Source organism: Streptomyces sp. Root431, from assembly GCF_001426585.1.
In the GTDB taxonomy this organism is placed as follows: Bacteria; Actinomycetota; Actinomycetes; order Streptomycetales; family Streptomycetaceae; genus Streptomyces; species Streptomyces stackebrandtii.
Genome location: NZ_LMEI01000001.1, coordinates 572,626 through 585,289 on the forward strand (window position 1 = coordinate 572,626; position 12,664 = coordinate 585,289).

Annotated in this window: 9 protein-coding genes; 1 reads left to right on the forward strand and 8 read right to left on the reverse strand. The window is 73.4% G+C overall.

Annotated elements, in window-relative coordinates; all coding sequences use genetic code 11:
* Positions 1-336 precede the first annotated feature (336 nt).
* Complete coding sequence (locus ASC82_RS02530; protein ID WP_056641484.1) at positions 337-810, reverse strand: anthrone oxygenase family protein; 474 nt, start codon at positions 808-810, stop codon at positions 337-339.
* A 92-nt stretch (positions 811-902) separates the two neighbouring features.
* Positions 903-2,546: a von Willebrand factor type A domain-containing protein gene (locus ASC82_RS02535; RefSeq protein WP_056640761.1), complete on the reverse strand. Its 1,644-nt coding sequence runs from the start codon at positions 2,544-2,546 to the stop codon at positions 903-905.
* A 215-nt stretch (positions 2,547-2,761) separates the two neighbouring features.
* Between ASC82_RS02535 and ASC82_RS02540 the strand changes: the two genes are divergently transcribed.
* Positions 2,762-3,481, forward strand: a complete 720-nt coding sequence (locus ASC82_RS02540) for a hypothetical protein (RefSeq protein WP_056640763.1) — start codon at positions 2,762-2,764, stop codon at positions 3,479-3,481.
* A gap of 16 nt (positions 3,482-3,497) precedes the next feature.
* Here ASC82_RS02540 and ASC82_RS02545 read toward each other — a convergent pair whose 3' ends face one another.
* The 6 genes from ASC82_RS02545 to iolC form a co-directional block, all read right to left on the reverse strand.
* The gene (locus tag ASC82_RS02545) at positions 3,498-4,364 is read right to left on the reverse strand and encodes an ABC transporter permease (protein ID WP_056641485.1); all 867 of its coding nucleotides are present in this window, start codon (positions 4,362-4,364) and stop codon (positions 3,498-3,500) included.
* A gap of 17 nt (positions 4,365-4,381) precedes the next feature.
* A complete protein-coding gene (locus ASC82_RS02550; protein ID WP_056640766.1) occupies positions 4,382-7,042 on the reverse strand; it encodes a CocE/NonD family hydrolase in 2,661 nt (886 codons plus the stop codon).
* A 237-nt stretch (positions 7,043-7,279) separates the two neighbouring features.
* Positions 7,280-8,791, reverse strand: a complete 1,512-nt coding sequence (mmsA, locus tag ASC82_RS02555; protein ID WP_056640768.1) for a CoA-acylating methylmalonate-semialdehyde dehydrogenase — start codon at positions 8,789-8,791, stop codon at positions 7,280-7,282.
* A 14-nt stretch (positions 8,792-8,805) separates the two neighbouring features.
* On the reverse strand, positions 8,806-10,674 hold the full coding sequence (gene iolD / locus ASC82_RS02560; protein ID WP_056640771.1) for a 3D-(3,5/4)-trihydroxycyclohexane-1,2-dione acylhydrolase (decyclizing): 1,869 nt from the start codon (positions 10,672-10,674) through the stop codon (positions 8,806-8,808).
* On the reverse strand, positions 10,671-11,597 hold the full coding sequence (gene iolB / locus ASC82_RS02565) for a 5-deoxy-glucuronate isomerase (protein ID WP_079038987.1): 927 nt from the start codon (positions 11,595-11,597) through the stop codon (positions 10,671-10,673). Before iolB ends, iolD begins: the two co-directional genes overlap by 4 nt.
* 10 nt (positions 11,598-11,607) lie before the next feature.
* A complete protein-coding gene (iolC, locus tag ASC82_RS02570; protein WP_079038988.1) occupies positions 11,608-12,663 on the reverse strand; it encodes a 5-dehydro-2-deoxygluconokinase in 1,056 nt (351 codons plus the stop codon).
* Position 12,664: the final 1 nt, after the last annotated feature.

Consider the following 12,664-nt stretch of genomic DNA (forward strand, 5'->3'; position numbering starts at 1 on the left):
CCCGAACCGACAGTCCCCCCAGAATCCGGACGTCCACCTTGCCCCCTCAGTGCCTGTGCGGTGCCTGTGCGCGCGGGATGACCCTCGTTGATTAGAAAAGACCCCCGTAGGCATGTCAATAAGAAACCGTAGGGTACGGAAACCCGACCCGTGATATCGGGGTGCTTCACCCCATTTGTGGGGATATTTCGGCGTCAGGATTTCGTCACTGGCTCAGACCTTTGCCCGCCGAAAGACTGTTTCAGGACTCGGGGGTACGCTTTCGCAGGGTCCTTGCGGATGCCGGAGAGGTCTTCAACCGCGATTTCACGCCAGAAACCGCCCGGTGGGTACGGTTCAGAGGACGGCGGCGGCGGTGATCAGGCCGAACGCGATGACGATCAGGGCCGTACGGACCCGGTGGAATCCGTTCCACCGCTTCTCGAAGGCGGCCCGTACGGCCGCCGGGTCCTCGGCGCCCCCCGGGCGCTCCGAGGCGGCGAGCGCCACGTTCAGCGGGACGTTCCCGGCGACGGTGACCAGGTGGTTGAGGGCCGCGCACACGAGCCCCGCGAGGACCAGCCACTTCTGGGTGTCCGTGCGCCCGTCGACGGGGACGAGGAACGCGGCGGCGGGGAAGGCGACGACCCCGAGGAAGACGAGCAGGAACACGGCCCTCGGGACGCATTCGTTGATCCGGCGCATCGCCGTGACGAACTCCGCGTCCGACAACCGGGCGAGGGCGGGCATGATCCCGGTCTGGAAGATCAGCAGGAAACCGGCGTAGAGCCCGGTGCATCCGACGGCGAGGGCGAGCAGCAGGGTGGCCATGCGGGCCATTCTGTCCCGCCGGCCGCCCCGCGCGTCAGATGTACAACAACTGTGTGGGGGAACCGACTTCGGCTGTGCGGGTCACGTGCACGTCAGCTGTACGGGTCACCCGACCGCAGTTCGCCCTCCCGGGAGGCATCGCCGCCCGGCTCCGCGGCCGGCCCGCGCAGCCGCTCGGCCTGCCGGACCGCCTCCGCGAGCTCCCGGACCGTTGCCGACCCCGACCGTCCCGCGATGGCCTCCGCCCGCTCGGCGAGCGCCGGGAGCCCGGGGTCGCCCGGCAGGTCACCGCCGCGCAGCGCGTCCGCGAAGTAGGCGGCGATCGCCGTCAGCTGGAGGCTGTCGTGGCCGCCGTCCCAGATTCCCGCGGTGAGCGCCTCGACCGCGACCGTGCCGGAGCGCTCCTTCGGCGCCCGGGTCGCCGGGTCGAGCCAGCGGACCGTGGCGGTGGCGACGCGGCCGGTCGCCCCGGGCCGGGTCTTCACCGCGTACAGCGCGGTGACGGTGTGGCCGGCGCCGATCTCGCCGCCGTCCACCGAGTCGTTCCGGAAGTCCTCGTCGGCGACCTCCCTGTTCTCGTACCCGATCAGCCGGAAGCTCTCGACGGTCCCCCGGTCGAAGGCGACCTGCGCCTTGGCGTCGCGGGCGCGCAGCTCGACGTGGGTGGGCAGCTGGTCGACGAAGACCTTCCGGGCCTGCGCGGGCGTGGAGACGTACGTCGTGTGGCCGTCGCCCTTGTCGGCGAGCTTCTCCATGAGGTCGTCGCCGTAGTCGCTGCCGACGCCGACGCCGAAGAGGGTGATGCCGTACTGCCTGCGCTCCTCCTCGATCCGGGCCAGGATCGTCTCCGCCTCGGTCGCGCCGGTGTTGGCGAGGGCGTCGGAGAGCAGCACGACCCGGTTGGTCGCGCCCTCGCGGCGGCCCTCGACGGCGACGTCGTAGCCGGTGCGGACGCCGGCCTCGACGTTGGTGGACGAGGTCGTCTCCAGGGCCTCCACGACCTCGCGGATCCGGCCGCGGGACTCCCCGACGCGGGTCATGGGCAGCCGGGTCTCGGCCTCGTCGCTGAAGGTGACGAGGGCCATCGAGTCGTCGTCGCGGAGCTCGCCCGCGAGGAGCCCGAGGGACTCCTTCACCAGGTCGAGCCGACCGGGCTCGGCCATCGAGCCGGAGATGTCGACGACGAAGGTGAGGGCGGCGGGCGGACGTTCGCCGCCCCGGTCCGCGGCGCGGGTGGCGAGCCCCACCCGGACCAGGGACCAGCCGTCCCGGCCGGTGCGCGCGCCGTCGAGGCTCACGCCGAAGCCGTTGTCGGCGGGGCGCGGGTAGTCGGGGCGGAAGCTGTTGACGAACTCCTCCGGGCGCACCGTCGACGGGTCGGGCAGCCGCCCCTCGGCGAGGGTGCGGCGGGCGTAGCCGTACGAGGCGGTGTCGACGTCGAGGGCGAAGGTGGAGAGGTAGTCGGGGGCGGGCGGCTTCGTGCGCTGCTCGCCCTCCTCGGGTGCGGCGGCGTCGGCACCCGGCGTCGCCGTTCCCGGGGCGACGTACCCCGGGCTCGCGGCCCCGCCGCGGGAGGTGTCCGGTGCGGTGCGGCCGTCCTTGGCGTGCGAGGCGTCCTGGTTCTCGCCCGACGCGGCGCAGCCGCCGACGGCCAGTCCGGCGGCGAGCAGCCCCGCGATCGTGGCCCCGAACCGGGCCCTGCGGCGCCCGTTCGGCACCGCGCTCTGTCGACTCATGTCATGTCCCCCTCTTCGTCCGGCACTTGTGAATGTGACGAACAAAGGGGCTTGGCGGAGCCGTCGGAGGAGTTGCGGATGGATCTCGATGTGGCAACGGCGACGGGGGCTCACGAGGGTGGCATGGATTCGCCATCCTTTTCAACAGGGCTTGTCACCGTGTGCAGTCGCGTGCGTACATGGAGTGGACATCGATCGGGCGGGGGTGGTCAGCGGTGGCAGAGAGCGCGGGCTCCGTGATGCTCGCCCGTTCGGCGATGAACAGGGCCGCGGCCGAGGGACAGCGGCCCGCGGGGCGCCCGGTCCGGGGCGCACGGCGCATCAGCGCCGCGCTCGCCGGGCTGGCCGCTTCCACCCGGCACGAGCTGCTGACCTTCGACGATCCCGTCGCCTCCGCGGGCCGCGCGATCCCCGGGCCGTTCCTGGAACTGGCAGGAGCGTGCATGCGGGCCGCGGCGGAGCGGGCCGAGGAGGTCCGGCGGATCGTGCCGCGGCACGCCCTGCCCAGGCTGGAGGACGGGCTGCGGATCCCCGGCCGGGCCCGGCTCGCGGACGCGATCCCGTTCAAACTGATCGTCGTGGACCGGACGGTGGCGGCGGTCCCGCTCGATCTGGAGCTGCTCTACAACGGGTTGCTGCTGATCCGCGACCCGGTGGTGGTGCAGGCCCTCGTCCGGGCGCACCACGCCTGCTGGGCGGCGGCCGAGGAGCTGACGTACGTACCGCCTCCGCCGCCCCCGCCGCGGGACCTCCCGCCGCAGCTGCGGCCGGTCCTCGACGCGCTCCTGTCGGGGCTCACGGACGAGACGGCGGCGGCCCGGCTCGGCATGTCGGCGCGCACGTACAGCCGCCGGGTGGGCGAGCTGATGGCCGCCCTCGGCACGACGAGCCGCTTCCGCGCGGGTGCGGAAGCGGCTCGAAGGGGGTGGGTGTGAGGGGCCGGCAGCCCCGCTACGACACGATGTCCTTGCGGGCGAAGCCGCGGAAGGCGAGCGCGAAGAGGACCACGGCGTACGTCACCGAGATCGCCGCTCCCTTGACCATGCCGCCCCACTCCAGCTGCGGCTGGAGCGCGTCGATCCAGGCGAACTGCCAGTGCGCGGGCAGGAAGTCGCGCCAGTCGCCGAGCGCCGTGACGGCGTCCAGGACGTTGCCGACGATGGTCAGGCCGACGGCGCCGCCCACCGCGCCGAGCGGGGCGTCGGTGCGGGTGGAGAGCCAGAAGGCGAGCCCGGCGGTGACCAGTTGGGAGACGAAGACGAAGGCGACGGCGATCCCGATGCGCAGGACCGCGTCCATGGCGGGCACGGAGCCGCCGGTCGGGAGCTGGAGCGGACCCCAGCCGTAGGCGACCGTGCCCGCGGCGAGCGCCACGAGCGGCAGCAGGACCATCGCGGCCGCGCTGTAGCCGAGGGCCACCGCCAGCTTCGAGGCGAGGAGCCGGGAGCGGGGCACGGGCGCGGCCAGGAGGTAGCGCAGCGAGGACCAGCTCGCCTCGGAGGCGACGGTGTCGCCACAGAAGAGGGCGACGGGCACGACGAGGAGGAAGCCGGCCGAGACGAAGAGGCAGGTCGCCGCGAAGTTGGCGCCGGAGGCCGTCGCCGTGTCCATGAGCGTGATCCGGCCGTTGCGGTCGCCGTCCCCGGCGCCGCCGATCGCGAAGGCGGCGATCAGGACGAAGGGGAGGGCGACGAGGATCCCGCCCATGATCAGGGTGCGGCGCCGCTTCCACTGGCGCAGGGCCTCGACGCGCAGGGGCAGGGTGCGTCCGGCCCGGTAGCCGGGGGCGGGGACCTCCGACGGGGTCGCGGTGGCCATGGTGGTGGTCGGCGCGCTCACGCGGCTCCTCCTCCGATCAGGGTCAGGAACGCGTCTTCCAGGCGCCGGTGCGGTCCGACCCCGGTCAGCGGTACGTCCAGGCGGACGAGGTCGCCGATGAGGGCGGTCGCGTCCCCGCCGTCGAGGCGGACGAGGAGTCCGCCGTCGGCGCGGGCGGCGGAGCCGACGCCCGGGAGGGCGCCGATCTTCTCGACGAGCGGGTCGTCGACGTCTCCGTCGAGCGTCACGAGCAGGGTGTCGCCGGAGCCGGTGATCTCGGCGACCGGTCCGGCCTGGACGAGCTGCCCTCGGTCCATGACGACGAGGTGCGTGCAGGACTGCTCGACCTCCGCGAGGAGGTGGCTGGAGACGATGACGGTCCGGCCCTCGGCCGCGTACCGGATCATCACCTCCCGCATCTCGCGGATCTGCGGCGGGTCGAGGCCGTTGGTCGGCTCGTCGAGGATGAGCAGGTCCGGCAGGCCGAGCATGGCCTGGGCGATGGCGAGGCGCTGCCGCATGCCCTGCGAGTAGGTGCGTACGGCGCGTTCGAGGGCGCTGCCCAGGTTCGCGATGCGCAGGGCGTCGTCGACGTGGGCGTCCTCGGCGGGGCGGCCGGTGGCCTTCCAGTACAGCTCCAGGTTCTCCCGGCCGGAGAGGTGCGGCAGGAAGCCGGCGCCCTCGACGAAGGAGCCGACCCGGGAGAGGACCGGGGCGCCGGGGCGGATGGCCTGGCCGAAGACCCGGATCTCGCCCTCGTCGGGCCGGATGAGGCCCATCAGCATGCGCAGGGTGGTGGTCTTGCCGGCGCCGTTCGGGCCGAGGAGACCGAGGACCTGGCCCTGTTCGACGCGGAAGGAGAGGTCCTTGACGCTGTACCGGTCGCCGCCCGCGTACTTCTTGGAGAGCCCGGTGATCTGGAGGGGTACGGAGGTGAGCTCCGGGTCCGGCGCGGGGGCGGTGGTGCGGCGGCGGGCGGTCAGGAGGAGGGCCGCGGCGACGGCGAGGCCGAGGAGCGGCAGGCCCCAGACCCACCAGGGCAGGGCGGCGGCCTGCGTGTCGAGGCCGGGCGCGGTCGGGACGGTGAGCGGGCCCTCGACGGCGACGGTGTAGCCGGCGGGGACGGTCGGGGAGGCGTAGCCGAGGTCGGTGGCGGCGAGGACGAGCCGCAGCCGGTGGCCGGCCTCCACCTCGTGGTCGATCGCGGGCAGGGTCAGGGTGACGCTGCGGCCGGCCTTGGCGTCCTCGACGCGGACGGGGGTGACGAGCTGGGAGGGCAGCACCTGCTGCCGTCCGTCGGGCCCGACGTCGTACACCTTGGCGAAGAGGACGGCGGAGCCGTCGGCGGCGGTGGAGGTGACCTTGACGCGGACGGTCGGGGTGCCGGTGATCCGGACGGCCCCGGTCTGCGGCTTCGCGTCGAAGCGGGCGTACTGGCCGGGGAAGTCGAGGGAGAGACCGACGCCGAGGGAGGAGAGGCCGGAGAGCCCGCCGCCGAGGCCGGGGACGGCGGAGATGGCCGGCGGGGCGGCGCCGGCCGGGTTGGCGAAGGTCTGCGGCGGCCCGGCGAGGGCGAACGTCTCGGTGGCGGCGGTGAGGCCCGGGTAGCGGTCGGCGGTGGCGGCGCGCAGGGTGGCCTGGCCGTCGGTGGAGTCGACGCCTCCGGTGCGGCTGACGCGGAAGGCGGGGCCGGTGTCGGCGGAGGTGTCGCGCTTCAGCCAGCGGTCGAACCAGGTGCTGATCCGCCGCTCGACGCGCTCGGTCTCGCGGTCGCCGCCGTCGTGGCCGCCGGCGATCCAGTCGACGGCGACGGGGGCGCCGTTGGCGGTGAGGGTGCGGGCCATGGCGTCGGACTGGGCGAGGGTGAAGAGGGAGTCGGACTGGCCCTGGACGATGAGCGCGGGCACCTTGATGTCCGCGCCGACGGCGGAGGGGCTGCGGGCTTCGAGGAGGGCGCGGGCGGCGGCGTCGGGCTTTCCGCCGACGGCGACGCGCTGGTAGAGGGAGCAGAGTTCGGCGGTGAAGCGCCCGCAGCCGTCGGCGGCGGCCTTGGCGCCGGCGTTCCCGGCGCCGCCTCGCTGGTCGCCCGCCGAGAAGAAGATCCCGGCCCAGAGCTTCTTGAAGACGTCGTTCGGGAAGAGGGCGTCGGCGAGGTTCCAGTAGGTGATCTGGGGCGCGATGGCGTCGACGCGTGGGTCGTGTCCGGCGGCGAGCAGCGAGATCGCGCCGCCGTAGGAGGCGCCGGTGACGCCGACGCGCGGGTCTCCGGCCTTGTCGAGGAGGACCTCGGGGCGGTCCGCGAGCCAGTCGATCAGCTTGCGGACGTCCGCGACCTCGTGGTCGGGGTCGTTGAGGCCGATCTCCCCGGTGGAGTCGCCGAAGCCGCGGGCGGACCAGGTGAGGACGGCGTAGCCGTCGCGGGCGAGCTGTTCGGCCTGGGCGCGGACGTCGTTCTTGGAGCCGCCGAAGCCGTGGCCGAGGAGGACGGCGGGACGCCGCCCGTCTCCGCCGCTCGTGAAGTACGAGGTGTCCAGCCGTACGCCGTCGATGTCGAGCGCCTTGTCCGCGCGGTGCACGGGCGGCGGTTCGTCCGAGGCGACGGCGGTCCAGGTGCCGGCACCCGCGAGGACGGCGAGGACGGCGGTGACCGCGGCCCACCGGGGAAGTCGGAGTCGCATGGGTCGAGCCTATGCGGGCCGACTCGTGCGGCACTGCGGTCCACAGGGGGAGGCGCCCGACCTCCTTGAGGCGTACGGGCGGGCGTGTCGTACACCGGACGCGGTATCCGCACCCGTATCCGCGCGGCTCCTCCACTCGCGCCGGTGGGACCGGACGCGAACGGCCCCCGGTGTGCGGCGGTACGCACACCGGGGGCCGTTCGTCAGGAGCCGCTCGTCACGGCCACGACCGGAAGGTCAGTGGTTGCGGGGGAAGCCCAGGTCCACGCCCGCCGGGGCGTCGGACGGGTCCGGCCAGCGGGTGGTGACGACCTTGCCGCGCGTGTAGAAGTGCACGCCGTCGTTGCCGTAGATGTGGTGGTCGCCGAAGAGCGAGTCCTTCCAGCCGCCGAAGGAGTGGTAGCCCACCGGCACCGGGATCGGCACGTTGACGCCGACCATGCCGGCCTCGACCTCCATCTGGAAGCGGCGGGCCGCGCCGCCGTCACGGGTGAAGATCGCGGTGCCGTTGCCGAAGCGCGAGCCGTTGATGAGGGCCAGGCCCTCCTCGTACGTCTCGGCGCGCAGCACGCAGAGCACCGGGCCGAAGATCTCGTCCTGGTAGGCCGCGGCCGTCGTCGGCACGTGGTCCAGGAGGGACAGGCCGATCCAGTGGCCGTTCTCGTGGCCCTCGACCGTGTAGCCGGTGCCGTCGAGGACGACCTCGCAGCCCTCGGCCGCCGCGCCCGTGACGTACGAGGCGACCTTGTCGCGGTGGACGGCCGTGATGAGCGGGCCCATCTCGGAGGTCGGGTCGTTGCCGGGACCGATCTTGATCTTCTCGGCGCGCTCGCGGATCTTCTCGACGAGCAGGTCGCCGATGGAGCCGACGGCCACGACCGCCGAGATCGCCATGCAGCGCTCGCCGGCCGAGCCGTACGCCGCCGAGACGGCCGCGTCGGCCGCCGCGTCGAGGTCGGCGTCCGGGAGGACCAGCATGTGGTTCTTCGCGCCGCCGAGCGCCTGGACGCGCTTGCCGTTGGCGGAGGCGGTGGTGTGGATGTGGCGGGCGATCGGGGTCGAGCCCACGAAGGAGATCGCGGAGACGTCCGGGTGCTCCAGGAGGCGGTCCACGGAGACCTTGTCGCCGTTCAGGACGTTGAAGACGCCGTCCGGGAGGCCCGCCTCGGCGAGCAGCTCGGCGATCTTCAGGGCCGGCGACGGGTCCTTCTCGCTCGGCTTGAGGATGAAGGTGTTGCCGGTCGCGATGGCGATCGGGAACATCCACATCGGGACCATGGCCGGGAAGTTGAAGGGCGTGATGCCCGCGACGACGCCCACCGGCTGGCGGATCGAGGCCACGTCCACGCGGTTCGACACCTGGGTGGAGAGCTCGCCCTTGAGCTGGACGGTGATGCCGCAGGCCAGGTCGACGATCTCCAGGCCGCGGGCGACCTCGCCGAGCGCGTCCGAGTGGACCTTGCCGTGCTCGGCGGTGATCAGCTCGGCGATCGCGTCGCGGTTGGCGTCGAGCAGCGCGCGGAACTTGAAGAGGATCGTGGTGCGCTGCGCGAGGGACGAGGTGCCCCAGGTCAGAAACGCGTCCTTGGCGGCGGCGACGGCGGCGTCCACCTCCTCGACGGAGGCGAGCGCGACACGGGTGGTCACGGCGCCGGTGGCCGGGTCGGTGACCGGGCCCCAGTTGCCCGACGTGCCCTCGACGGCCTTGCCACCGATCCAGTGATTGACAGTCTTGACGGTGTTCGTCATGACGAGATGCTCCTTCAGAGATGGCGGCGTCGGGCGGTGACGTGCCGGTCGTACTCCTCGCGGGCCTTGACCGCCGACGGGCGGGTCGACGTCTCGGCCACGGGCACATCCCACCATGCCTGGGCCGGGGGCGGGCCCGACACTGTGTCTGCCGTTTCGGTCTCGACGTAGACACATGTGGGAACCGTCGTGGTCCGTGCGTCCGCGAGGGCTTCTCGCAGGTCACGCACGGTGCGGGGGCGCAGCACCCGCATGCCGAGGGAGGCCGCGTTGGCCCCGAGGTCGACGGGGAGCGGCGCTCCGGTGAAACCGCCCCACGCGTCCCGGTGGCGGTAGTCGGTGCCGTACCGCTCGGCTCCGACGGCCTCCGAGAGGCCGCCGATGGAGGCGTAGCCGTGGTTCTGCAGGATGATCAGCCGCAGGGGCAGCCGTTCCTGCACGGCGGTGACGATTTCGGTGGGGTTCATCAGATACGTACCGTCGCCGACGAGCGCCCAGACGGGCCGGTCGGGTGCGGCGAGCAGGACGCCGAGGGCCGCCGGGATCTCGTAGCCCATGCAGGAGTAGCCGTATTCGACGTGGTACTGGTCGGTGGAGCGGGGCCGCCAGAGCTTGTGGAGGTCGCCGGGGAGCGAGCCGGCGGCGTTGATCAGGATGTCGCTGCCGTCGACCAGAGTGTCGAGTACGCCGAGGACCTGGGCCTGGGTGGGGCGGGCGTCCTCGTCGGGGACGGCGTAGGCGGTGTCGACACGGGTCTGCCAGCGGAGTCTGTCCTCGGCGTACTCGTGCACGTAGTGCTCGGTGACGTGGTGCGGCTCCAGGAGCGAGTGGAGCTGTTCCAGGCCCTCGCGGGCGTCCGCCACGAGCGGCAGCGCGGCCATCTTGTGGGAGTCGAAGGCGGCGATGTTGAGGTTGACGAACTGCACGGAGGGGTGGCCGAAGAGCGTTCCGGAGGCGGTGGTGAAGTCGGTCCAGCGGGTGCCGATGCCGATGACCACGTCGGCGGTACGGGCCAGGTGGTCGGCGGCGGCGGTGCCGGTGTGGCCGAGGCCGCCGACGTCCTGGGGGTGGCCGTGCGGCAGCGCCCCCTTGCCGGCCTGGGTGGAGGCGACGGGGATGCCGGTCAGCGCGGCGAAGTCGTGGAGCGCCTCCTCGGCCCCGCTGTAGCGGACGCCGCCGCCGGCGACGATCAGCGGCCGGGTGGCCCCGCCGATCGCCGCGACCGCCGCGTCGAGTTCGTCCTCGTCCGGGGAGGGGCGGCGGACCCGCCAGACCCGGTCGGCGAAGAACCGCTCCGGCCAGTCGTACGCCTCCGCCTGGACGTCCTGGGGCAGCGCGAGGGTGACGGCGCCGGTCTCGACGGGGTCGGCGAGGACGCGCATGGCGGCGAGCGCGGCCGGGATCAGGGCCTCGGGCCGTCCGATCCGGTCGAAGTACTTCGAGACGGGACGCAGGCAGTCGTTGACCGACACGTCACCGGCGTACGGGAGTTGGAGCTGCTGGAGGACGGGGTCGGCCGGGCGGGTGGCGAAGGTGTCGCCGGGGAGGAGCAGCACCGGCAGGTGGTTGATCGTGGCGAGGGCGGCGCCGGTGACGAGGTTGGTGGCGCCGGGGCCGATCGAGGTGGTGACGGCGTGCGCGGAGAGCCGGTTCGACTGGCGGGCGTAGCCGACGGCGGCGTGGACCATGGCCTGTTCGTTACGGCCCTGATGGAAGGGCATCCCCTCCTCCTGGACCAGCGCCTGGCCGATCCCGGCGACGTTCCCGTGGCCGAAGATGCCCCAGGTGGCCGCGATCAGCCGCTGCCGGGTCCCGTCGCGCTCCGTGTACTGGGCGGCGAGGAAGCGGACGAGCGCCTGGGCGACGGTCAGCCGGATGGTCATGCGTATCCCTCCGTGTGGTCCGGATGGAAGGAGATCTTCCACTCCCGCTCGGCTCCGGGGCCCGCCATGACGTTGAGGTAGTAGAGGTCGTGACCCGGCTGGGCGATCGACGGCCCGTGCCAGCCGTCCGGTACGAGCACGGCGTCGCCGTCCCCGACCTCGGCGAGGAGCTCGGCGCCGCCGGGCCGGGAGGGCGAGATCCGCTGGTAGGCGAGGCCGTGCGGGCCGGCGATCTCGTAGTAGTAGATCTCCTCCAGGACGGACTCGGCGCCCGGGCGGTGCTCGTCGTGCTTGTGCGGCGGGTAGGAGGACCAGTTGCCGCCGGGGGTGACGACCTCGACGGCGATCAGCCGGTCGCAGTCGAAGGCTCCGGCGGCGGCGAAGTTCCGCACCTGGCGGGCGCGGTTGCCGCTGCCCCGCGTCTCGACGGGAACCTCCGGCGCGGGGCCGTAGCGGGCGGGGAGTCGTCGCTCGCACTTCGCTCCTGCCAAAGCGAAGCGGCCTCCCGCGCCGGAGGCGATCTGGGCGTGGGCGCCGCGCGGTACGTAGGCGAAGTCGGTGACTCCCGCGAACACGTCGTCGCGGCCCTGGAGTTCGATCACTTGGCCGTCCACGCGCACGCTACAGGCACCGGCTAGAGGAAGCACGACCCATTCGGAATCCCCGCTCTCGAAGGGCTGGTTCTCGCCCGGCCCGAGGGTGAGGACCCGGAGGGCGGAGTGCTCCCAGCCGGCCTGTCCGGGGTCGATGCGGAGCGCGTACGGCCCGTGGGCGGTGGATCCGGCGGGCAGGTGGAGGCGGCCGGTTCGCGTGGGGCCGGGGGCAGAGCCGGGGTCGGGGGCGGAGCCGGGGTCGGGGGCGGGTCCGGGGTCGGGGTCGGGTCCGGGGTCGGGGCCGGGGTTCATGGCGGGGCCGGGGTTCATGGGCGCATCCCTACCCCTTCTCCGGGATCGTTCCCGTGCCCGCCGCGAGTGCCTCGGCGATCTCCTCCGCGTACGGCATGGCGGAGGAGCAGGCGAGGCGACCGGCGACGATCGCGCCGGCGGCGTTGGCGTGGCGCAGGGTCGTTTCGAGGTCCCGGCCGGCGAGGAGGCCGTGGACGAGGGCTCCGCCGAACGCGTCGCCCGCGCCGAGCCCGTTGACGACCTCCACCGGCAGCGGCGGGACCTCGGCGGACGTGCCGTCGGCGGCGACCGCGAGGACGCCGGCGGGTCCCCGCTTCACGACGGCGAGCCGGACCGTGCCGGTGGCGAGGAGGGCGCGGGCGGCGGCGTGCGGCTCGCGCTCCCCGGTGGCGACCTCGCACTCGTCGAGGTTGCCGACGGCGACGGTCGCGTGGCGCAGGGCCTCTGCGTAGTACGGGCGGGCCTCGGCCGGGTCCGTCCAGAACACGGGCCGCCAGTCCAGGTCGAGGACCGTCACCTCCCGGCCGGCCCGGGCGCGCAGCGCCTCCAGGGTCGCGGCGCGGCTCGGTTCGGCGCAGAGGCCGGTGCCGGTCGCCCAGAAGACCCGGGCGGCGCGGATCGCGTCGAGGTCGAGCTCGTGCGGGTGGATCTCCAGGTCGGGGGCCTTGGGACGGCGGTAGAAGTGGAGCGGGAAGTCGTCGGGCGGGAACAGCTCGCAGAAGGTGACGGGGGTGGGGTAGGCGGGGACCTCGGTCACCCAGCGGTCGTCCACGCCGAAGCCCTTGAGATCGTGGTGGAGCGCGGCGCCGAAGGGGTCGGCGCCGGTGCGGGAGACGAGCGCGGTGCGGCGGCCGAGCCGGGCGGCGGCGACGGCGACGTTGGCCGGGGAGCCGCCGAGGAACCTGCGGAAGGTCTCGACGCGGTCGAGCCCGACGCCGCTCTGGAGCGGGTACAGGTCCACGCCGAGGCGCCCCATGGTGATCAGGTCGTACGGCTCCGGTTCCACGCGCCCCTCTTTCGCCTGCGGCCCCGCCCTCAGGTCTAGTCGGGCGCCCGGAGGCGTGTCAACGACATGTCCGGACATT